The sequence below is a fragment of the Enterococcus sp. DIV2453a genome, from assembly GCF_050533535.1.
In the GTDB taxonomy this organism is placed as follows: domain Bacteria; phylum Bacillota; class Bacilli; order Lactobacillales; family Enterococcaceae; genus Enterococcus; species Enterococcus faecalis.
This window is the reverse complement of sequence record NZ_CP172899.1, coordinates 474,927-497,820: the sequence shown is the minus strand read 5'-3', so window position 1 is coordinate 497,820 and position 22,894 is coordinate 474,927. Positions and strand designations below refer to the sequence as shown.

The following is a 22,894-nucleotide window of genomic DNA, read 5'->3' as shown; positions in this document are numbered from 1 at the left end:
AAGACTTAAACACAAAGACAAGCGATGATTCTATTCGATAGGATCACCGCTTGTCTTTGTCGATTCTTTTTGTTGTTGATATTTTTCTTCTTGAATAGTCAATAATGATTGCGTTAAATTGACCCAATCAATCGAACGAGGTGGATCCAGCCAAACCATAACTTTACTCTGTTCTTCTTGATACAAGTTATTTAAATTGGTAATCACCACATCTGGTAAGGTATCTGATAACGGGTCAATAATTTCTACATTCAAATTCACATAGACGGATAAATTTTTTTTGATGAATTGGTTATACTCTTTTCCATAAGAAAAATCAATTAGGACCTTGGCTGGCTCTGCAATTAAATGAACCGGAACATGATTAATTAGCAACAATAGATAGTTAAAAAACAAACAGTGATTGGCTTTCGCAATTTTTTTATGTTTTGCTGTTAACCAACGAATATATTCAATTAAATAAAAATAAAATTCCGGATATGTTTGCTTAAAAAACTGTAAATCCATTTCAAAATCGTCAAACATATTAATCGGAAAGTAAATAACATTGAAATGAATAATTGCTAACCCTTCTTCTAGAGTATTCCTTGTTGACTCCTCTAAACAATTAAATGCTTTTTCAAAACTTCCAATGAAAACACGAGTTAGGCTTTCAATCGTAGGATCTTCGTGAATGACATATTTTTTCTCTAGTTTGCCATGCAAATATAAGAAAAAAACAATCGTATACGTTAATGATTTTGAGGCCAATGCCCATGCCACTTGCGATTTTTTTATTAGTTCCTCTGAAAATGTATTCAGTGCACGCGTATCGATCCCTTCCACCGCACGTCCTTCGTTGTTAATCATAATAGCTAAATAATGGAAAAAATTGCGTCGCTCATAGGTGGTGAAAGTATAGTTTAACTCAACAGACTGTAATACACGTTTCGCTTCATTATAAACTTTTACCGAATATAGTTCGGAAATTGGTTGATTGGAAAGCGTGAACAATTTATACAAAAAAAATGAAATTGCTTTTTGATTGCCGACAATTTCCCGCTTACTAAAATAGATCTGATACTCCTTTAAGGCTTTTTTTAGCCGCTGTAAGGTACTATACGCCACAGAGGTGCTGACATGATTACATTCAGCAAACTTTGTCAAACTATAATTTCCTCTAAAGTAAGACAACACTAATTTAAAAGAGAGCGATTCTGTTAAGTATTTCGTGAGCAAAAGTTTACTTGAATAGTTTCCATCAATTTCAAGTGTAACATCTACATCAGAAACGACTAAAGTTAAGCTGTCGCTTAACTTTAGATTGTCAATATCTGCTTTTAATTTTTCTAATGTTTTTTTGACTAAAAAATTCGACATTGATAATTCTTCGCGAAGTGCAATAAAAGTACCTGATAGCGTGGGACTTTCTTCTAAATGCCTTAGCAAGGAATAACTTCGTTGATCTTCTTTATTTAAAAAAATTTCATAATTCATCATTTATCAGTTCTTTCTCCCATAAATAGCCGTTCCTACTAATTCCCGTATGAAATTCAAGTAAAAAGTGTTTTGCCCCTCCGTTCCAGCACCGCCTGTGCTATTTGGTACAATGGTGATATGGCTAGCATCAAATAATTCATCCGTGAAAAATACTTGATGCTGACTTTTCTTGGAAGAAGGCCTTTCTTCATTTGTTTTTGGATTATTGGTTGTCACTTCTTTTTTACTAACGTCTTCGCTACTTTCTTCCGCTTGCGTTTCGCTAGTAATAGTACTTTCATTTGTTTCTTCCATTTTTTCTGGTGTGCCAGTATTCTCAATCGGATAAATTTCTTCTGTTGGATTGGTCGGATTATAAATTGGATTCTGTTCTTCTGCTGCTTGCACAGTGGTTACTTGAAAAAACGAGAGTAACAATGTACTCCATAATAGTAAATGTTTGTATTTATCCATTTTTCTCACATATATTGCCAAATACTTTAGCTACATAACAAAACAAAAAATATAACTAGTAAAGTGGTATCAGACGATATTTAACAATACTCCTTCTTATTATTTCTTTTTTTGAGTTAGGTTTGTTGAATAAACTGCATGTTTGATAAGCAAAAACAAACAAAAACGTTGCCGATAATCAAATCAAAAATTAACTACTCTTTATATTTCTCTTTCGTTTTTTTCCTGTTTCTTTTTTCGCCAAATCAACCAGGCAATGATTAAAATCACTATCAATAATAGTAGTAAGCCAATCAGCAAATATAAATTTGAATGATTTTCTTTTAAGGTCACATCTTTTTCATTTAATTCTTTGGCAACTTCGCCATTAATTGTAAAGTCTTTTTCAAATTGCCATTGATTTCTAAAAGATATCGATTCATTGTTTATTGATTTTTTAAATGAGCCTGCAGCATCTTTATTCCCAACAACGGTCATAGACAAATGATAATCTCCTGGCTTAAGCGGTTGCCCTTTTAGCGCAATGGGAACAGAAAAATTGGTATTTGGTGCAATTTGCATGTTTGCTTTTTCCTCTTTATATAAAACTTCTTCATGCCCCTTTTTGGTAATCTCTGCCGAAAAGGCAACTTGGTTAATATATGTTTTTTGATCATTTTGTAGATTGACTAAAATCACATTTCTAGCATTAATCTGTCCTGGTGAGACTTTTTTCAAAAGTAAATTTGGCTCAACCTTTTTTTTGTTTTGTTGCATCAATAATGCGACGACATACGAATACTCATTTTTAATGGATAACCCCTGACTTTTATCGTCTTGACGTTTGCCTTCATCCGACATTTCTTCTTTAAAAGTGATACCACTAGCTAACACTCCATCAAAGGGTGTATTAGGCATTTTGACGTTAATAGAAACCGTTTGTTCACTTTTCGGTTTTAAACGAACTGAGCTAGGGTATTGAACATAGTCTTTTATATCAAACGCTAAACTTTGATCTTTTTTTCCCTTATTTTCACCATACTCCACGATTACATTTGAATTGGTAATGGCACTATTGATGGAAATACCTACCTTTACTTCTTTATCTGTATCATTGCGTAAGTTCACTTTCAACTCAGTTTCTTTATTTGGTTCTAGTAATAAATCAAAGTAAGTTTTTTCTTTATCTACTTGTTTTTCTGATGGAATAGGCGTAACCGCAAAATTAAATTCACTGGCAAAACCATTGCTAGGTACTAACGCTAAAAGAATTAGTAGTATCGGAAAAAAAAGAAATCGTTGTTTTTTTCTGTTCAAATTATTTACTCCTTTTCTATATGTAGTGAATAGCAGGTAACCATGTTCCCCGCTATTCTTCTTTTAAAACTCGTTTAATTTCCTGGAGCGTCTGTCAACGTCCATGTTAATTTTGTGGCGTATTTTTCAGCGTATTTGGTTGTAGAACCTGGAACAGTTAACTCAATACTTTTAGCAGCTGTAGTTGCATCGGTTCCCCAATCAAATAAATAAGTTCCTGCACCGTTTCCTTTCGCTGCACTCATTACATCTGATTGACTACCATCTGAATTTAGCGTGATTGTGGCTGGGCCTGTTGGTTTGCCTGAATCTGAAGCAGTCACTACATTTCCGTTTTTAAACGTGATAGCTGCCCCAGTCAATTCTTTACCAGAAGTTGATTTAAATTGTCCTTCTTGTTTCACTTTTAATGACCAGCCAGCTTCGGTTCCACGGTTATCTGTTACTTGGACATAGTTAGGCCCTTCTTTGACTTCATCGGTTGCGCCTACCGTCTTGTATTTTTGGGTAGCAGCAAAATAAGTCTGATCCTTCGACGTGATTTTTTGAACACCGAAGTCTAGACTTGACGCATAATCAATTGACAACGGACCGTTTGTTCCTGGATTAGGACCTTCAGGATCTGTTGGGTCAATAGGATCAACTGGATTAGTTGGATCCGTTGGGTCAACCGGATTAGTTGGATCTTCACTTGGTGTAAATTCTACGATACCATTAGATGTATAACTACCGCCATCTTCTGCAAAGGCTTGAGAAGTCATGCCTAAGCTCCCTAAAATAAATGTGGATAAACATACTGTTGTTACTTTTTTCATTTTCTTTTCTCCATTCTTTTCTTTAATTTCCTGGTACGTCTTCTAACGCCCAAGATAAACGAGCTTTAAATGTTCCAACTCTTTGATAAGCTACAGGAACATTGATTTGAATTCCTTGTTGTTTTGATTCATCAAGTAATGCTGTTAAATCTGTTTCACCTTTCTGATTACTTTCTAAAAGCGTAATTGCCTCATTTGTAATCTGAGAGCTTCCAGCAGTTGAAACGAAAGAAAAAACATCTGGCATTACAATTGAATCATTTGTTAACGGTTGCGTTTGCTTTAGTTGCAAGCGCCAATTATTTGCGTTACGTTCATCCACGACTTTGAGTCCTTCGGTGGGATGCCCAAGTTTAATTAGTGGTTGATTACGTATCTTTTCCGTACCAAAAGTAATCTGTTTTGGTGCCTCTTTAAAATATAGTTCCCCTAAACGATAGTAAAAATAAATATCTTTTGTTTCCTCTGTCATTGTTCCTTCCGCATTGCCTGAGTCTTTTGTAAAAACATAGCCAGAAATATCTAGGGGTTTTTCTTGATAGGGTGCACCAATTTTCCCTGTTACACTTTTAGGTGGAGCAATATCTTTACCTTCCGCGTCTTTATAAAAAACGGTTACTGTTTTTTCTGTTGGTTTAGGAATAGTAATCGTTACATTATTTGACTTTTGCAGTAAGGTTCCTTCTTCATAATAGTCAAAGTTCATAGTTAAAACTTTTTCGGGCGTATTATCTTGAAGGGTTGTTTTTAATTCAATCATCATGTCCTTCTTTAAAACTAGGTAGTCATTTAAAGCAACTGTTAAGTGATTCCCTGTTTGTGTCAGATCTTTGGCTGCTACCTTTTTACCATCAATCGTTAATGAATTTTCTTCATATGCTAATTCATCAGGTAAGTCAATGCTTACTTGCGGTTGACGATCTTCGATAAAGTCATTGTCAATATTCAATGTATTCCGTAGTATCACCTGATCATTTTTCACTGCTTCAACAGCTGAGCTAAACTCCTGACCGTTCACGCTAAGGGCTGCTTGTGACGTAACGTTGGTAGGAATTTGTGTCATTGCTAAAGCATTCTCTTGGTATTTGCCACCTGTGGAAGATGTAAAGCCCCAATAAACCGTTGTTGCGCCAAATTGTGCATTTAAATCTGAAACTACATACGTATTCGTGCCCACACCTTCTAAATCATATGTTAATGCTTTGGCTGCGGCATTCCAATGAACAGTCAACATGCGCCAGGTTCCATTAGATAGATAGGTTGGCGCAACGGTGACGCCTGAATGCTCCCCTGTATAGCTGTTGTTATTAGCTTTCGGAGTGACAAAAGCTAAATGCCCATTTCCCTTATCTTGTGAAATTTCTCGGTCCATTCGGTTGGAACTACCAGTATTTTTATAGGTATCAAACTCAATCGATAAGGCATTTCTAACATAAGGTTGACCAGCTTTCGTGGAGTATGCACCGATTCCCATCCCAGGTGAACCAATGACTTCTTGAGGCGTTGTGGACATTCTAGGATCATTCGTTAAGGTAAAGGTCATACCATCACCAGCATTTGCATACTCGTTTCCTAAATACAAATAACTTTTAAAGGTAAAATCCGACAATAAACTGATTGGTTTTTTTGACCAAATAGCTCCTTTTTGTGATTTAACAGCTGGGTTTAGTTGTAATAACTTCCCACCTTCTAAAATACTTGTTGCATTTCCAATTGGCTCTTGAAATACCTTGTCGATTGGAATGATATTAGGATCATCAGGCAATGAAGTAGCGTATGGCGCAGCCAACATGCGCGGCTGTGGTTCAACTATCGCCGATTCCGTTACACTGTTATCGTCATCCTTTTGTTGTTTGCTAGGTTCTAAAGTAGCCGTTGATTGGTCTGTTTCTGCTGGATGATTATCGGTTGTTGTTGTCGTTTCTAGGGAAGGTTCTTGCTCTAATGTTTCCGAGTGAGAAGGAGCGCTAGTTGCCTGATCATTGGCCGATTCCTCCACTATTTCCCGATTGACTTCGTTGATATTTGTCGAAGGATTACTAATCGCTTCGCTAGTAATAGGCGCAAGGAGTAGTAAGAATAAACTACTTGCCAAAAAGACTAGGCTTTGTTTGTTTCGCATCTCTCTTCACCTCTACTTTTTAAATTCCTGGTACATCCGTCAACGTCCACAATAATTTTGTTTGATATTTCACGGCATCTTTAGGGGTTGACCCTGGTACTGATAGCGCGACATCTTTTGTAACATTAACATTGTGTACCGTATTGGTTTCATCGCGTTCTGCAACCACTTCTACTTTGCCCCAATAAGTAGCCCAAGTTCCCGCACCAGTTCCTTGCTTCGCAGCTGCCACTAGCGATGCGGTCCCTGGAACAAGGGCAATCTTATTTGTTGCCTCTGGTTTCACAACATTTTGCGCATTACTATTAACAGTCGGGTTAGTTAAAGAAATTTGCGCACCTGTCAACTGACTATTTAAAGTAGCCTTTGTTGCTTTAAATTGCTCCTTTTGCGTAACCGTTAAAGACCAACCACTATTGGTTCCTCTATTATCAGAAATTTGCACAAAATTTGGTGTATCTTTTTGATTTTCTTGATATTGCTGTGCTCTTGCAAAATATACTTGGTCTTTATTCGAAATACGATTTTTCCCAAAGTCAAAACTTGAAGCATAATCAATAGACAGTGGTCCTTGGGTACCAGGATTGGGACCTTCTGGGTCTGTTGGATCAATTGGTTTGACTGGCTTTTCTGGATCGGGATTTTCTGGATCAACCGGCTCTGTCGGATCTACGTTCGGAATAAATTCTACTAAACCATTCGAACGATACTCTTTTGGCTCCTCTGCCTTCGCTTGTAAGGACCAACCAGCAACTGCAAATGTACTGCATAGAACGATTCCTGTGAATTGTTTTTTCATTGCTTTTCTCCTTTATTTAATTATTAACGGGAGTATCTTCTAATGCCCAAACTAACTTCGTTGAATATTGTTGTGCAAGCTTTACAGATTTTCCGGGAACGAATAATTGGACAGCTTCTTTATTTGTTGCTTCATTTGAACCAAAGCGATAAACCCAAGTCCCAACACCTGTTTCTTTTTTAGCGTTCATCGCTAGATTATTATTTACACCAGGTGTTAAGGAAATAGTACTACTGACTTCAGTAGGTTTATATTTTTCATCCACCATTGAGGCAGCTTCTGCCTTTGTAAACGTTAATTGAGCGCCGACTAGTTCCTCTCCAGTAGCTGTTTTAAATTGTTCAGGTTGGGAAAGCGTTAGTTTCCATCCTGCTAACGTTCCTCTTTTATCAGTTACTTGTACATAGGTTGGTTTTTTTGAACCATCTTTCATTTCATCTGGCGCAGCATAATACGTTTGATCTGCCGTAGAAATCTTTTGTGTACCAAATTTAAATTTTGACCCATAATCAATTGATAAGGCACCACCCGTTCCTGGCCCTGGAGGATCAATTGGGTCTACTGGATCAGTAGGATCGGGATTTTCTGGATCAACTGGCGGTGTGATTTCGTTATCGCCTGCTTCAAAAGTAATTGTGCCTTCCGTATTGTATTCTTTCGGAAAAGTTTCTGCTGCTGATGCGTTTATTGCTTGAAACCCTACGCCTAAAAGTATGGTTGCCGATGTAAGTAAAACAGTTTTTTTCATTAAATAAGCTCCTTCTCTCGTTTCATTTTATTAATTAAATAAATGACTACCCCCAACAAACTAACTCCTATCAAGGAATACAGTGGATTTTCAGACTCGCCTGTTTTAGGTAAAACTGCTTGTCCAGAAGCAGCTAAATTGTTTCTTCCCTGTTCTTCTGATTGTTGGGTATACGCTACGTCATTTGACTCTTTTTCATTCTCATAAACGTAGGTACCATAGAAGCTCGCTTGACCATTTGATTCATAATTATTTTCTTCAGCCATAACGCTTTTTGTTTGCAACCCAATGATCAATAGCCCTAAACATACCAAACTAAACCTTTTTATGATTTTCATCTGAATTCCTCCTTCCCCATTTTCAACATTGACTGGCCCAGCCAATAAACATTATATAAAAGAAATATTTATTAGATTTTTTTATTTTTTTCAGACGCTTTTAAAAAATAAAATGGTTTCAGCTAAGAAAGCTTTAAAATCAACACTTTTAAAGACAAAAAAATAAACAAAAAAACTTCAAAAAATAATTTTCGAAGTTTTTTTGTTTATTTTTTTATTATTTTTATACTTCAACCGCTTCTAACAAAGCTAAACGTTCAGCAACTTCTGCTTCTGTTAAATTATATTTTTTTACATAACGGTTGGCAGGATGCTGGCTACATTCTAATGAGCAGCCGCCTAAATGTTTATGTTCATTTTCTTCTGAAGTTAAGATTTGACGATTACATTCTGGGTTTGCACAGTTAATGTAGCGTTCGCAAGGTGTCCCATCAAACCAGTCTTTCCCAATAACTTTTTTATCAACATGATTAATTTCGACACTGATTCGGTCATCAAAGACATACATTTTGCCGTCCCAAAGTTCGCCACGTGTTTCTGGATTTTTTCCATAGTTGGCGATACCACCATGCAATTGAGCAACATCTTCAAATCCTTCTTTTAATAACCAGCCAGAAAATTTTTCACAGCGAATCCCGCCAGTACAATAGGTAACAATTTTTTTATCCATAAATTGTTCTTTGTTCTCGCGAATCCATTGTGGTAACTCACGGAAGCTACGGATATCTGGGCGCACGGCACCACGGAAATGACCTAAATCATATTCATAATCGTTACGAGCATCGATTACAACAGTGTCTTCGTCTAGTAAGGCTTCTTTAAATTCTGCAGGTTCCAAATATTTCCCCGTCGTTTCTAATGGATCAACGTCTTCTTCTAAGTTCAACGCCACTAATTCAGAACGTGGGCGAACAAACATTTTGCGGAACGCCATTTCTTCTGCTGGATCAATTTTAAAGAATGTATCCTTAAAGCGCTCATCTGCTTGCATTGCTTCCATGTACTTTTCTGTTTCTTCGACAGTACCAGATAACGTTCCGTTAATCCCTTCTGTCGCTACTAAAATACGGCCTTTTAAATTTAATGATTTGCAAAAAGCTAGATGCTCTTTCGCAAAAGCTTCTGGATCTTCAATTGTTGTATATTTGTAATAAAGTAATACTTGGTATTTCATCTTGTTTTCCCCTTTTGTATAAAGTCATTCTATCCCATTATACGGTGAATAAAAAAGGGAAAGCGATTATTTTGCTTGTGTATTTACACACAATAAAAAAAGCCTGATAAACGGCGGGAACAGAACCAACACTACGCGTTGCTTCGATCTCAACAACTTCTAAGATGTTTTCTCGACATGCGTCTCGTCACAGTACAGCCTTCAAAAGAGCTACAGCTCTAAGAGTTGCGATGTTTCACTGTGAAGCATGAACAGATGAAATCATCGTACCTACTTGGTGAAGGTCCTTCGGAAATAAGCCGAAATTGTTGAGAATCACGAAGAACGTAGTGATTCGATGATGAACAATACCTACTTGGTCTCCAAAAATTAAAGAGCACCGGGTAGGTATCATGCAACATCAACTCGTACCTCGTTGTGTTTTATGACAATTTTCGGAAATTTCTTCTTATTGCTGAGAAACACTATTTGCAAAGCAAATAGATGTTGAACAGTACCTACTTGGTTCTCGGAGCTAAACGGTTCTGTCCTGACCTCTTCTATATACTACTCCTTTTCAGAAGTCGCGGCGAGTTGTTCTTGCAATTCACCTAAAAGTTCAATTTGAATATTTTGGATTTTTACCAAATTTTCTAGTTGATTATTGATAATATAATCCATTTTCTCATGTAATAAATTAATTTCTACTTCTGCTTTTAAGTTAATTTTATAATCATTATTCGCTTGTTCTCTATCACGGGCTTCTTGTCTGTTTTGACTCATCATAATAATCGGTGCTTGGATAGCTGCTAAACAAGATAAGGCGAGATTTAGCAAAATATAAGGATATTTGTCAAATGGTTGTCCCAATAAAGTGGTAGAGTTAATCACGATCCAAGCAATCAACACGAAGCAAAAGAAGCCAATAAACACCCAGCTACCGCCAAATTTAGCAATGGTATCCGCTGCTCGTTGGCCAAAGGTTAATTTCTTTTCCATCTTTTCATTCATATTATTGGAAATCAGCTTATCTTCTTTGATATGTTGAACCACCAATTCATTCAGTTGTTGGATTTTTTCAGAATCATTTGCGACCAATTGTTTCATGTAATCCAAACGATAATTAAGTAACTCCGCCAATGTAATCATCGATTCAGCTGTCAATTGTGGATTGTTTTGGAGAATAAAAGCTTGCGTTTCCTGTTCTATATCTTGAAGATAAATGTTTTTTTCCGTTGATTCACCAATAACACCTTGTTTATTTTTTGATTGCTTCATCTTCGTCACTCCCTTTGATCGTTCTTCCCTTTATTTTAATATAAAGTCTCTCAGAAGAAACCTAAAAAGGCTTTGGAGTGATCGTTGTTGCTTCTGCTTTAAAATTTAACAGTTAAATTGGTTACATCATGGAACAACGAACCAATTAATTCTTTGTATTTCGCTGGATTCACACAATTAGTTAGCAATATGACCCCGGTTTTCATATCTTTTGAAAATAAAACCAGGGCTTGTTGACCCGCTTCAACGCCGTGTAAGCGTAAATAATTATCATGAACATAGATGCCGCCATGATAAGAACTTTGCTGAGAAGACGTCCATAATTTTTGCAAAAGTGCGGTGGAAACTAAGTGTCCACTCATTAATTGATGTAAGTACCAATACAAATCACCTGTCGTCATATCCACATTCCCAGTCCCAAATTCATGGGCAAAACTAGCTGCGGGAATTGAGAGCACTTGATTATACGAATTGTCTTCTGTCCATTTATAACTTGTTGAATTATTGGGTTGTTCCAATAAGGTTTCATAGAAGCCAAAATTCTTTAAACCAGCCGTTTTGTGATAAAGATTATTAAATAATTCTTGATAGGTACGTTGATACATTTTCTCTAACATTCCTGCTAAAAGGACAAAATTTACTGGGGAATAATTGTATTTTCCTTTATTGACTTGAATGGTATTTTGTTTAACAAATTGAATAATTTCTTCATCGGTAACGATATTATTAGGCATTGCTGATAACTTTAAACCGCTTGTCATATTCAACATATCGCTAATCGTAATGTCCTCAGCACCTTGTACTTGCGGATAAAACGTAGCGAGTTTTGTATCTAATGTAAGTTTACCTTCTTCAATTGCTTTTAAGATCAAGGTTGTGGTAAAAGATTTTTGAATTGAGCCAATCTGAAACCTTGTGTTTGGCGTGTTGGCTTGTTGCTTTTCAAAATTGGCAAAGCCATATCCTTTATTTACTAAAACCTGATCATCTTTAATGATCAAAGCCGAACCAATATAATTTGTTTCTTGAATTTTTTGATCAAGTTCGCCACTATCTGGTGCAACTATTTCTTTCGTTAAATTCGCATAATTATCACTTCGGCGATCTTCTTCCAAGACCACTTTCGATTCTTGACTAACTTGTGAATCTCTAGTGAAAAAGAACGTTTTTATTAAATAACCACTACCACCAATCACCACCAACAAACATACTATAAAAAGCCAATTCACTCCTCCATGTCTTTTCTTTGCATGTCGTTTACGCATACCGCTTACCTCCGCCTATTCTATTAACAGCATTATCATACGCTATATTTTCATGAAAATTACAGATTTTAGTAAAATTTATAAAACTTTCAACTTTTATAAAAAACAGCTTGGCACCGGAATCTAGATTGATTCTGGTGCCAAGCTGTTTTTTATTTACTTTCTTGCCCCATCACAGCAAAGTAATTATCATCGTTATCTGCAAAATTAAAAACTAAGCCTGTTGGCAATTGAACCATTTCACCAACAGTAACCCCAGCCTCTTGCATTTTTTTATAGAGACCAATGATATCATCGCTAGCAAACATTAGAGAAGGGGTATTCCCCGCCACTTCTGGTGAATGTTTTTGAATAAAGGCCAAATCATATAAAACAATAATCGTCTCTGCTGATTCACTTGGCGCAATTTCTACCACCAATGTGCCGTCAACTTCCTCTCTTTCCTTTTCAACAAAGCCAAACGTTTGCCAAAATTGACTAGATTCCTCAACATTATTCACATATAACATAATCTTTACTTGGTTTGAAAACATTCCTTCACGTCCTTTTGAATTTAGTTAACAACTTATTATATACGTTCTTTTAAATAATTACTGCACTTTCGCTTAAAATCAAAATAAAAGTGTTTGAGCAAGACATTGCTCAAACACTTTTATTTTTATTGATTTAGATATTTGCATCTAAGACAACGTCGCGATCATTTAAGACATCACGATCTAATTCATGAATACGAGCACTTGTTAACACGCCTGCAACCATACTATCGTTAACGTTAACAGCTGTCCGCGCCATGTCAATAAGTGGTTCAACCGAAATTACTAAACCAACAATTGCAACCGGCAAGTTCATTGCGCCTAAAACGATTAGAGAAGCAAAGGTTGCTCCGCCGCCGACACCGGCTACGCCAAATGAACTGATTGTGACAACTGCTACTAACATTAAAATAAATTGTAAACTAAAGACATCAATTCCAACAGTTGGTGCAACGATGGTTGCTAACATAGCTGGATAAACGCCGGCACAACCATTTTGTCCAATAGATAAACCGAAACTACCAGCAAAGTTTGCTGTGGCATCATCAACACCTAGTGCTTTGGTTTGTGTTTCAATATTTAATGGTAAAGCTCCTGCACTTGAACGAGAAGTAAAAGCAAAGCTCAAGACTGGAAAAACTTTCTTTAGATACGTGACTGGATTGACTTTTAAAGTAATTAAAATCAGCATGTGAATGGCAAAAACAATGATTAAGGCCACATACGATGCCAACACAAATTTACCTAAGTTAATAATCGCAACAAAATCACTTGTTGCTACAACATTAATCATTAACGCTAACACGCCATAAGGGGTCAAGCGTAAAACTAAGGTAACAATTCGCATGGTAATTTTATATAAACTATCAATTAAATTTGCAAAAAATTCAGCTTCTTTTGGCGCTTTACGACGAACGCCTAAATAAGCGACACCAACAAACGCAGCAAAGATTACCACCCCAATGGTACTCATTGGTCGTGTTCCCGCAAAGTCAGCAAAGACATTTTTAGGAATAAATGAAACGATTTGTTGGGGAATCGTCAAATCTTGAATCGCATCTTGACGCGTCGCTAACTCGGCAATTCTTGACGTTTCTGCAGCACCTTGCGTGAATTTTGCCCCTTGAAGACCAAACGCTAAGGTTGTTCCAATCCCCACCAAGGCAGCTACTGCTGTTGTTCCTAGTAAGGTGGCTAACACATTAAAGCTAATTTTTCCTAATTTATTGGATTCTTTCATTTTTGTAAATGCACCTACGATAGATACAAATACTAACGGAATTACGAGCATTTGTAGAAACGCTACATAACCATTACCTACAATCCCGATCCATTCCATTGATTGCGTAGTAATTTTACTGTCTGTACCAAAAGCAAATTGAATAATTGCACCTAAAACAATCCCCACGCCCAATGCTGAAAAGACACGTGTTGAGAATTTTAAATGTTTCTTTTGCATTTGGTAGAAACCGAATAACACAGCAATAAATGCAAGGATCACTAATACAGTGATGAATGTTGTCATTTTAGTTCCTCCCTATGTTTTTAATGACAAGTACATCAAAGGAAGTAAAGGTTCCCGGTACTCACTCTCCAGTAAATACCCTGAAAACAGCAAACTGTTTCCAGTGATAGTTCTATTGTACCTTATTTTATAGCAAATAGTGGGATAATTTGCTTACTTTTTGATAGAAAATAACCGTTGTGATAGTTTAAAACTATCACCAAGCGTTGTTTTACTAGTCACTGTAAAAATAATTTGTTTTTTGTCCTCTTTCTTTTAAGCTGACGTGGTATACTTAGTTCTAGGAGGTGTAAGCGTATGCAAAAAATTTGTTGGATCCTTTCTGTCAACCGTGATGGAGCAATGTTGTATGTTGGGAGCCCTGCAAATGGAGGTCCTTGGCTCTTTTCAAACAAAGAGCAGCAAAACATCAAAGCCTTTTTTCAACCAACCTATGAAATTGACTTTATCAGTTATGATGTTCTTTCAGAGGAAGTACCAGAAGCTGCGTTCATTTTGTACAATGAAATGCTCGCTCCCTATCTTCCCGAAAAAATCACCAAAGTTGGTCAGCCGATTGCTTATGTGGATATCGCTACAAAAAATTATGAACAGTTTAAAAAAGCTTTGGTTGCTAAATCTTCACAAGAATAAAAACAGCGTTTGTAACGGAATCCGTTATAAACGCTGTTTTTAAAGTTTAAGCTTCTTCTGATTGTTGAAAATTCAATTGAACACCTGGACGATCCAGAGCAATTTCAGTTACTTCATAAGATAAACGTTCGACGATGCTAAATAAAGGACGCACAAGTTCATCGACTTCTTCTTGCGAAATATCTTCTTGTTTTTCAATTTTACGATCAATAATGTGATTAATTTGGCTAATCGCCCCTGATAAAACAAATTCGTCAAAGACAATTCGAAATTCTAAGCGAGCAACAAGTGCTGAGCTATTTTCTGGATAATTTTCTTCTTCTACTTCAATTGGTGAAAAACTGACACGTAAATCTGTCTCTACTTCTGAATCAGGTACTCGCATATCATAGTGATACGCTTCAACAATTTCTTGTTGGCGTTTAATTTCCATTGTTTTTTCTCTCCTTTTTTAACAAGATATTCCCCTTTTAGAATATCCAATGGTTTCTTTTCTCAAGTATACCACAAGTCCAAAAGTTGCCTAGACCAAAAAACACAGAAGATCAGACTTTTTTGATAAATTGATTTTGGCAGTTTGAACAAGTGACTTTGATTGTTCCTCGTCCTTTCGGCGCACGTAATGACTGCTGACATTTTGGACATTTAAAATAACGATATCCTTTCTGAGTCAGGTGTCGCTTGCGAAAAGCATGAACCTTTTGCATTAGGCGTTGTTTTCGAAGAATAAACCGTTGATTTTCATTCAATCGCGGGTGAATATGTTTTGAAAAAAAGCGATAATACACGTAGGCGACTGTGATTAAAATCAATAACCGAACCCAAAGATAGCCAGTAAAAATATTGATAAGCGCCAGCACGACACTTGTTAGCAACAGCGTTCGATTCAATTCATCGAACCGGGCATAACGTCCTTGTAAAAATCGTTGCGCTTTTTTGCGCCAACGTAGAATGCGTTCAAACCAAATTTGGCTCATTTATCTTCCTTCTTTCGAGCATTATTTTTTGAATAAATGATTGATTTACAGAAACTTTCAATCAAAATTTACACTTACTAAGTCCAAATTTTGAACAACTGTCGGTTATTTTCGATGGTATACTTCTAGAGAAGTCAGGTCAACCGATGAATGACTTCGTTGATAATAGCTACCGCTATTTTATACAAACTTAAACTGTCGATAGATAGATTATCCGATTTTAACTTAGGGGAAGGTTAAAATCCGATTCTATAATTTAGCACTACACTCCTTTATTTAGTAGCAACTTTAGCCTATCTATCCACATTTTAAGTCAAAAAGAAGCAAGTCCGGACTTGCTTCTTTTTATTTATCTTTCTAATTCTTCAATTTTCTTCTCAATTAATGCCAAGACATATTGACACGCTTCAGGATCTTCGACAAAATCATATTTATCGCCATCAATTTGAATTTTAGGACTTTCATCATAGTCTTCGTACCATTGATCATAACGCTCGTTCAACATTTGATAGTAATCATACAACGTTGGATCTGTCTCAATTTGTTCATAAGGACGGCCACGTTTTTTGATGCGTTCTAACATTTTGGGAAATGAAATACGAATGTGAACTAACAAATCAGGTCTTTTTTTATGCGCAGCATAAGGCAATTCTTGGAGCATGTTTTGTAATAAGTCATCGTACACTTTGACCTCTGTTTCGTTGGCACGACCTAAATCTGCATTTAAATGAAAAAGTAATGAATCTTCATAAATCGAGCGATCCAATACATTATTTTCATGCGTTAATGCTTGTTTAATACTATCAAAACGTTTATTTAAAAAATAAATTTGTAATAAAAATGCGTACTTTTCCGGTTCCGCATAAAATAAAGGTAATACCTCATTATCATCAACTGATTCGTAAAAGGCTTCTGAACCTAAACGGTTTGCAATTAAAGCTGTTAAACTAGATTTACCAGCGCCAATCGTACCTGCTAAAACAATCACTGCCATCGAACTCCCTACCTATTTTTTTCCATTTTATTTTTTATCTTCAACCAATTAAACATACCAAAAATTGAGTTAAAAGTATACATACAATACATAACAAATATCGCATAATCACCACCAGCGTGCGTCCCTGCTCGGAACCATAACAAAATTGAAAAAATATTTCCTAGTAGCCAAAACACGAATTGCGATTGATAACGTTTAATCATCAATAACATCCCTGTCGCTGAAACACTGAACGTGATTGCATCTAATGTTTGTTGCGCATCATTTACAAAACCTAACAAAATATATGCAGCTACGCCAATGAGCAGCCACGTGAAAAAGGCATACAACCACTGAATACCTTTTAAAACTTTTACGTCGGTTACTTGACCCGAGCCATCCTCGCTAGCCCGAAGCCAAGCATAAAGCCCTGTAATGTCCATAATAATATAGAAGCTTTGTAAAAGAACTTCGGCATATACCCGTGTCACTAACCCAAAATAGCCAATAATCACTGCACTGATTAACCCAAAAATGTAATTGCTGACTTTTCCTTGGGCAATTAAATTCACACAAATGATGCCGGCTAAACCACCTACTAACGTAATCCAATTCGATGGATTGATAGCAAATGCAATCAACTGTACCCCCACCATCAAAGCTAAAAACAAGTAACTTCTCGTTTCCCAACCTTTAAAATCATTCACCAAAAAATTCTTATTCACGACAAATTTCCGACCTTCCTAAAACCAAACTTTTCTCTGTTGACGTCTCAATAAGAGTACTCCGTTTTAAAAAACAAGTCAATCAGATTTCGGAATAAAAAGAAGATTTTAATACTATATATTGATTAAAAAAACAAAAAGACACTACATATAGTCATTCTACAAGCATTCTGATATCCTTTATTGCCACAATATTTTCTTCATCTTGCTTTAATCTTCTATGTATTCATGGATTTGTTTCCATCTAATGATTCCTGCGGCAGAACCCTTTACGACGGTAGCGCTCCAAATTAATGTTGCGAAAGCGGAAGCAACCACACATATTCATGCTTCAAACACAGCCATCGTTCACTCTTTTTATTGAAATGCTTAAAAATTGATGGCCGTATTTCTCGAATCTGGCCACTTATTAACTTATTACATGAAAACATTCGCCTAAAAAAGCAAAAAAAATGACTAACCTAAATAATCGACCTACAAACAATTCCTTTCATTTGTAGGTCGATTATCTTTATTAGGTTTGATACGGATGTTTCGCCATTCCTAGTTTCCCTTTACTGCTCATCTCTATTTATTTTTTTACTGTTTGCCAACAGCTCGTTGTCTGAAAGTACTATCCGTCCTTTTGTACTTTGTTCAAAGCTGTAAGCTTGCTCAAATAACGTTTGCTCTTTATTGGCAGTTTGTGTAAAAGTCAGCCCATAAGGTTGTCCTTCACTGTTTTTCGCCAAAGGAACAGTCAATTCAGGATATCCTGCCACAGCACTTAAACCCGTACCTTCAGAATCAATAAAGGCATATCCGTCTAATTGTTGTTTTTTTAGCAACGCATCAAACGTTTGTTGTGCTTTTTTAATGGTTGTTTGAATGATTTCTTTATCTGGTTGTTTCTTTTTAACATCTGCTTCTAATAAATCTTGCCCATACTTGGCACGAACCTTTTTATCTTGTTGATTATACGCAATTAGTTCCTCCAGTGTTTTAAATGGTAAGTCATAACGTTTCGCAAATTCTTCCAATGCAAACTTAAATTCATTGGAAATAACTGCCCCGCCATCAATCCCTTCCATGTCTGGCGTTACCGGAATCACTTCTGCTCCAGCTTTTTGGAGGGCCTTTTTAGCAGTCGCAAATTCTTCTTCAGCACTTGGCATTTCTAGCAACCCAATGCGTTGACCTTGTAAGTTATTTTTAGTAAATTTCGTTGAATCAATGCTCGGAACCGTGTCTTTCTTAAACGCATTATAGCCTTGTGTAGCATCAACGACACTTCGGGCAATCGGGCCAACTGTATCTAATGATGGTGCCAATGGTAAAACACCTTCGCCACTTACTGAACTGTGGGTCGGTTTAAAACCAACCACTGATTGATGAGAAGCGGGGGAAACAATCGATCCCATCGTCTCAGTGCCTAAAGAGAAGGCGCCGATATTCATCGTCACACTAGCCGCACTCCCAGAACTTGAACCTGAAGGTGTTATTTTGAGTGGCCCATAAGGATTAAGTGTTTGTCCATGTTTGGAACTATAGCCACTTGGTGCTTTCATTGACATATAATTCGCTAGTTCAGATAAGTTTACTTTTCCTAAAATCAAAGCTTGCGCCTCTGTTAACTTCTTAACTACTTCCGCATCTTCCTTAGGCTTGAACGTGCGTAAGGCATAAGCTCCTGCACTCGAAATCATGTTGGTCGTATTTATATTTTCTTTCAAAGTCACAGGAATACCATACAAAGGCTTCTTCGGTGTTTGAGAGGCTTGTTGGTCAAATGCCTTTGCTTCCTTAATTGCTTGCGGATTGATTTCAGAGATGCTGTTCATGCCATTATCTATTTGATCGAACTGTAAAATACGGTCCAAATAAAACGCCGTAAGTTCTTCATAGGTCAATGCTCCGTTGGCAATCGCTTGCTGTAATTCAGTGATATTTTTTTCAATAATCAACGGTGCTTTGGTCCGAGCTTTTTGTACATCCGTTTCTTTTAATTGGTCTTCAATCGTTTTAACGATTCTCTCTTGATTGTACATTGCTGGGGTTTCTGCCTCAGGAGTGAACTTTTTGAGTATAAACCAATACGCTGCAGCGCCTATTATGACTAACAAAACAGCAATTATTCCGATTACTTTTAAAAATTTAGACATTTTTATCCTCCTATACCATTTAAAGATTATCTTACTATGTTTATTTTTGCATGACAACTAACAGTTTTGTTCGTTAAAAAGACAAAATAGAGAGTAGGACATCCGTCAAAACGACCGATGTCCTACTCTCTAACGATTAAGATAGCCCGCTAAATGCGTTTGTTTTAGTCTTTTGTGAAAGTTAAATACTGAGAATTTATTGTGTAATTCGTGTACCACTTTCTCCTTTGATTGCTTCCGAAGCTAATTCTAAAAGCCCGATAATCGCCTGGCGGTTTGGTTTACTTTCTGCAAAACTGATGGCCGCTTCCACCTTAGGTAACATACTACCTGGCGCAAATTGATTTTCTTCTATATATTGTTGCATTGCCGTAACCGTAACATCGGTCAAAGCTTGTTGATTTGCTTGACCAAAGTTAACAAAAACATGTTCCACTGCAGTTAATACCACAAAAACATCTGCTTCAATGAGTTCAGCCATTTTTGCTGCCGCAAAGTCTTTATCAATGACTGCATCTACACCATGATAGACTGGACCATCATAGGCAATAGGAACCCCGCCACCACCACAAGCAATTACGATCTGTCCTGCATCAACAAGTGTTCGCAAGCTAACTTTTTCGTAAATATCAACTGGTTTTGGCGAAGGAACTACCCGTCGCCAGCCTCGACCCGCATCTTCTTGATAGACGTTCCCAGTTTCCGCCATCAACTGTTTGGCTGTTTCTTCGTCATAATAACCACCAATTGGTTTTGTTGGTTTTGTAAACGCTGGGTCTTTTGGATCCACCACGACTTGTGTAATTAACGTAACAACTGGTTGTTCCCCTAAATTTCTGGCTACTAGTTCTTCATCAATTGCTTGTTGTAAATGATAGCCAATATAGCCTTGGCTCATTGCTGTGCATTCAGGAAATGGCACGACATCTTCTGGAGATTGACTCGTTTCCTCAAAAGCTAAACGAATTTTGCCAACTTGTGGCCCATTGCCATGAGCAATCACCACTTGATGGCCTTGTTCAATTAAATCAACAATCGATTTTGCAGCGGTTTGTGCTTTTGCCAATTGTTCTTTCGAAGAATTTCCTAACGCATTTCCACCTAATGCAATCACTATTTTTGACATCTGTTTCCCTCCTAGCGCTTTGGTTCTTGTTGTGTGATACAGTGTATATTGCCGCCCCCATAAACAACTTCTACCGTATTAACGCCGACAATTTTTTTATCTGGGAACATCGTTTGAACTTGCTCTAAAGCCAAACGATCATTTTCATCACCATACTGTGGCACAATCACGCCATCATTTGTAATTAAAAAGTTCATATAGGATGCGATACAAATATCGCCGTCTTCTCTTGGCATGGTTCCTTCCACGAAATCAATTTTGAAGGAGCCTTGAATGGTTACATTTTTGACAGGACAGCATAATTTGTGGACTTTTAATTGGCGTCCTTTAGCATCAGTCATTTTAAGCAAACGTTGATACGCATCTTGTGCTGCTTCATAAAATGGACTATTTTGATCTTCGGTGTAAATACAAGCCACTTCACCAGGTGCAATAAAACAAGCTACATCATCCACGTGACCATTGGTTTCTTCTGGGTCAATTCCATCACCTAGCCAAAGAACTTTTTCAACATTTAAATAGTCGCATAATTTTTGTTCGATTGCTTCTTTTGAAAGTTGTGGATTTCGACCTTCACTTAATAAGCACATTTCTGTAGTCAAGACTGTTCCTTGTCCATCTACGTGGAATGAACCGCCTTCTAAAACAAAATCATCTGTACGATAAGAATCTACATGCTCAATTTCACAAATTTTTTGTGCAACCAAATCGTCTTGGTCCCAAGGGAAATATAAACCATCTACTAATCCCCCCCAAGCATTGAATGTCCAATCCACACCACGGATTTCTCCATGGTCGTTAATGACAAATGATGGTCCACAATCACGGACCCAGGCATCATTGTTTGACATTTCGTAAACCGTAATTTCTGGCGGCAATTGGCGACGGCAATTTTGAAATTGTTGTTGAGAAACCACCACATTCATCGGTGTAAATTGACTAATTGCTTTGGCCACATTAGTAAAAGCTTCTTGGACAGGTTTACCACCATCACGCCAATTATCCGGTCTTTCTGGCCAAATCATCCAAACTTTCTCTTGTGGTTCAAATTCTCCTGGCATTCTAAAGCCATCTTGTTTAGGGGTACTTCCTACAATTCGTTTAGCCATTTTCTTTCGTTCCCTTCTTAATTTTTTTCACGTAAATAATTACTTCACCAAACAGAATAAAAATGATTGCCCCAATTGTGATTGGTAATTTTTCATTTAATGCTGCGGGACTAAAATCTAAAGGCACTGCTGTGAAAATCAGTGAAATAATAATCATAATCATTGGCAAAACTACTAAAACTTTTAAAAATCCTGGTTTTCCGTTAACTTTAAACGGACGTGGTGTATCGGGATCAATTTTTCTAAGCTTATAAAAAGCTGGGAAAACTGGGATATATGATAACAAGAATAGGACGACATTCAAGGAGAAAAAGGCCCAGAATAAATCTTGATTAGGTAAAATTGGTGCTAATACAATGACCACCGATGCCACAATGCCATTCATCAAAGCAGCCCCAATTGGCATGTCATTTTTCTTACTACGTTTTTCAAAAAATTTAGGCATGTCACCATTTTCAGCAGCATAACAAGCTGTATTATTGACTCCTAATGACCAAGAAATCATGTTGCCGAACAACGTAAGAAGGAATAGGAAAGCCATCAACATAATGAACCAACCTTCTGTCGAGCCTGTCAATAGTTTAAAGCTATCCATCATACCACTGCCGGTACTAATTTGATCGGTGGGAATCGCTACCCCAATTCCAAAGGCTGAAAAAATATAAATGGCTGCAATGACTAACCCCGCTGCTACAATAGCTTGTGGAATTTGCTTCTTAGGGTTTTCCATATCATCTGCAAACGTACAGATGACTTCAAACCCTAACAAATTAAAAATGATTACAGAAATAAAAGATAAACTTCTTAAGTCAAACGTTGGTAGCATTGATTTCAAGGTAAATTCATTGGCAACACCTTTCGTCAAGGCTACATACAATCCTAGCCCACCAATTAAGACAGCTAAAACCATCTTGATTACGGCAGCTCCATTTAGAATCCAGATACTGTCGCTGACTGGATAAAAACTAATCCAAACCACAATCCAAGTAAAAATTAATTCAACAATAATCATCATCGGTGTTGAAAACTTAATACCTGTAATTGTCGTTAATAGTTCTGGCGTCATAACGGCTAATGAAGCTAGCCACAATGGATAATTAATCCAATAATACCAAGAAACTCTGGCACCCCAACGATGACCATATGCTTTGGTCACCCAATCATAGATGCCCCCTTCACCAATATAAGTTGTTCCTAATTCTGATGAAATTAACCCATATGGCAATAGGAATGCAATTAATAAGAAAATCCACCAAAAAAACTGAGAATTACCAATTGCAGCAACAGGCGCCGCTGCTTCAGCAACGAAAACCACACAGATGACTGATAAAATGGCACTCGTTAAACTAAATTTCTTTTTCCCCTCCATGAAGACTCTTCCTCTCTTTATAAACTGTCCACTG

At 36.9% G+C, this 22,894-nt stretch carries 22 protein-coding genes; 1 reads left to right on the top strand and 21 read right to left on the bottom strand.

Annotation, left to right across the window (positions count from 1 at the left end):
* Window positions 1-30: 30 nt before the first annotated feature.
* The 13 genes from IGK03_RS02475 to IGK03_RS02415 all read right to left on the bottom strand — a co-directional run bounded on the left by IGK03_RS02475 (window position 31) and on the right by IGK03_RS02415 (window position 13,804).
* Window positions 31-1,479: a helix-turn-helix domain-containing protein gene (locus tag IGK03_RS02475; RefSeq protein ID WP_002358731.1), complete on the bottom strand. Its 1,449-nt coding sequence runs from the start codon at window positions 1,477-1,479 to the stop codon at window positions 31-33.
* 3 nt (window positions 1,480-1,482) lie between these two features.
* Window positions 1,483-1,932 (bottom strand): hypothetical protein, encoded by a 450-nt coding sequence (locus IGK03_RS02470; protein ID WP_202334762.1) that lies wholly within the window; start codon window positions 1,930-1,932, stop codon window positions 1,483-1,485.
* A gap of 201 nt (window positions 1,933-2,133) precedes the next feature.
* Window positions 2,134-3,228 (bottom strand): DUF916 and DUF3324 domain-containing protein, encoded by a 1,095-nt coding sequence (locus IGK03_RS02465; RefSeq protein ID WP_430602440.1) that lies wholly within the window; start codon window positions 3,226-3,228, stop codon window positions 2,134-2,136.
* Window positions 3,229-3,302: 74 nt separating this feature from the next.
* Entirely contained in the window at window positions 3,303-4,043 is a 741-nt protein-coding gene (locus tag IGK03_RS02460) for a WxL domain-containing protein (protein WP_002375974.1), read from the bottom strand.
* A gap of 22 nt (window positions 4,044-4,065) precedes the next feature.
* The gene (locus IGK03_RS02455; protein ID WP_010713873.1) at window positions 4,066-6,165 is read right to left on the bottom strand and encodes a lectin-like domain-containing protein; all 2,100 of its coding nucleotides are present in this window, start codon (window positions 6,163-6,165) and stop codon (window positions 4,066-4,068) included.
* 19 nt (window positions 6,166-6,184) lie between these two features.
* Window positions 6,185-6,964 (bottom strand): WxL domain-containing protein, encoded by a 780-nt coding sequence (locus IGK03_RS02450; protein WP_010713874.1) that lies wholly within the window; start codon window positions 6,962-6,964, stop codon window positions 6,185-6,187.
* 16 nt (window positions 6,965-6,980) lie between these two features.
* Window positions 6,981-7,712, bottom strand: coding sequence for a WxL domain-containing protein (locus IGK03_RS02445; protein WP_010713875.1), 732 nt, complete (start codon window positions 7,710-7,712; stop codon window positions 6,981-6,983).
* A complete protein-coding gene (locus IGK03_RS02440; RefSeq protein ID WP_002355604.1) occupies window positions 7,712-8,095 on the bottom strand; it encodes an LPXTG cell wall anchor domain-containing protein in 384 nt (127 codons plus the stop codon). Before IGK03_RS02440 ends, IGK03_RS02445 begins: the two co-directional genes overlap by 1 nt.
* Before the next feature lie 178 nt (window positions 8,096-8,273).
* Complete coding sequence (locus tag IGK03_RS02435; protein WP_002358723.1) at window positions 8,274-9,224, bottom strand: rhodanese-related sulfurtransferase; 951 nt, start codon at window positions 9,222-9,224, stop codon at window positions 8,274-8,276.
* Window positions 9,225-9,770: 546 nt separating this feature from the next.
* Window positions 9,771-10,481, bottom strand: a complete 711-nt coding sequence (locus IGK03_RS02430) for a DUF1003 domain-containing protein (protein WP_202334761.1) — start codon at window positions 10,479-10,481, stop codon at window positions 9,771-9,773.
* Between the two features lie 98 nt (window positions 10,482-10,579).
* A complete protein-coding gene (locus IGK03_RS02425) occupies window positions 10,580-11,746 on the bottom strand; it encodes a serine hydrolase domain-containing protein (protein WP_002398113.1) in 1,167 nt (388 codons plus the stop codon).
* Window positions 11,747-11,898: 152 nt separating this feature from the next.
* Window positions 11,899-12,279 (bottom strand): VOC family protein, encoded by a 381-nt coding sequence (locus IGK03_RS02420; RefSeq protein WP_002363195.1) that lies wholly within the window; start codon window positions 12,277-12,279, stop codon window positions 11,899-11,901.
* 133 nt (window positions 12,280-12,412) lie between these two features.
* Window positions 12,413-13,804: an L-cystine transporter gene (locus tag IGK03_RS02415; RefSeq protein ID WP_002355598.1), complete on the bottom strand. Its 1,392-nt coding sequence runs from the start codon at window positions 13,802-13,804 to the stop codon at window positions 12,413-12,415.
* A gap of 297 nt (window positions 13,805-14,101) precedes the next feature.
* Here IGK03_RS02415 and IGK03_RS02410 point away from each other — a divergent pair, with 297 nt between their 5' ends.
* Complete coding sequence (locus IGK03_RS02410; RefSeq protein ID WP_002355597.1) at window positions 14,102-14,437, top strand: hypothetical protein; 336 nt, start codon at window positions 14,102-14,104, stop codon at window positions 14,435-14,437.
* 46 nt (window positions 14,438-14,483) lie between these two features.
* On the opposite strand, the gene IGK03_RS02405 is transcribed toward IGK03_RS02410, so the two are convergent.
* The 8 genes from IGK03_RS02405 to IGK03_RS02370 form a co-directional block, all read right to left on the bottom strand.
* Window positions 14,484-14,870 (bottom strand): DUF1149 family protein, encoded by a 387-nt coding sequence (locus IGK03_RS02405; protein ID WP_002358717.1) that lies wholly within the window; start codon window positions 14,868-14,870, stop codon window positions 14,484-14,486.
* Between the two features lie 112 nt (window positions 14,871-14,982).
* Window positions 14,983-15,414, bottom strand: a complete 432-nt coding sequence (locus tag IGK03_RS02400) for a hypothetical protein (protein ID WP_002375965.1) — start codon at window positions 15,412-15,414, stop codon at window positions 14,983-14,985.
* Window positions 15,415-15,763: 349 nt separating this feature from the next.
* A complete protein-coding gene (locus IGK03_RS02395; RefSeq protein ID WP_002355594.1) occupies window positions 15,764-16,408 on the bottom strand; it encodes a deoxynucleoside kinase in 645 nt (214 codons plus the stop codon).
* Between the two features lie 8 nt (window positions 16,409-16,416).
* The gene (gene pnuC, locus IGK03_RS02390; RefSeq protein WP_002408018.1) at window positions 16,417-17,115 is read right to left on the bottom strand and encodes a nicotinamide riboside transporter PnuC; all 699 of its coding nucleotides are present in this window, start codon (window positions 17,113-17,115) and stop codon (window positions 16,417-16,419) included.
* Window positions 17,116-17,669: 554 nt separating this feature from the next.
* Window positions 17,670-19,256 (bottom strand): amidase family protein, encoded by a 1,587-nt coding sequence (locus IGK03_RS02385; protein ID WP_202334760.1) that lies wholly within the window; start codon window positions 19,254-19,256, stop codon window positions 17,670-17,672.
* Between the two features lie 196 nt (window positions 19,257-19,452).
* Window positions 19,453-20,382, bottom strand: a complete 930-nt coding sequence (gene arcC / locus IGK03_RS02380; protein ID WP_002355590.1) for a carbamate kinase — start codon at window positions 20,380-20,382, stop codon at window positions 19,453-19,455.
* Window positions 20,383-20,393: 11 nt separating this feature from the next.
* Entirely contained in the window at window positions 20,394-21,491 is a 1,098-nt protein-coding gene (gene aguA, locus IGK03_RS02375; RefSeq protein ID WP_002383005.1) for an agmatine deiminase, read from the bottom strand.
* A complete protein-coding gene (locus tag IGK03_RS02370) occupies window positions 21,484-22,860 on the bottom strand; it encodes an APC family permease (RefSeq protein ID WP_002355588.1) in 1,377 nt (458 codons plus the stop codon). Before IGK03_RS02370 ends, aguA begins: the two co-directional genes overlap by 8 nt.
* Between the last annotated feature and the right edge of the window lie 34 nt (window positions 22,861-22,894).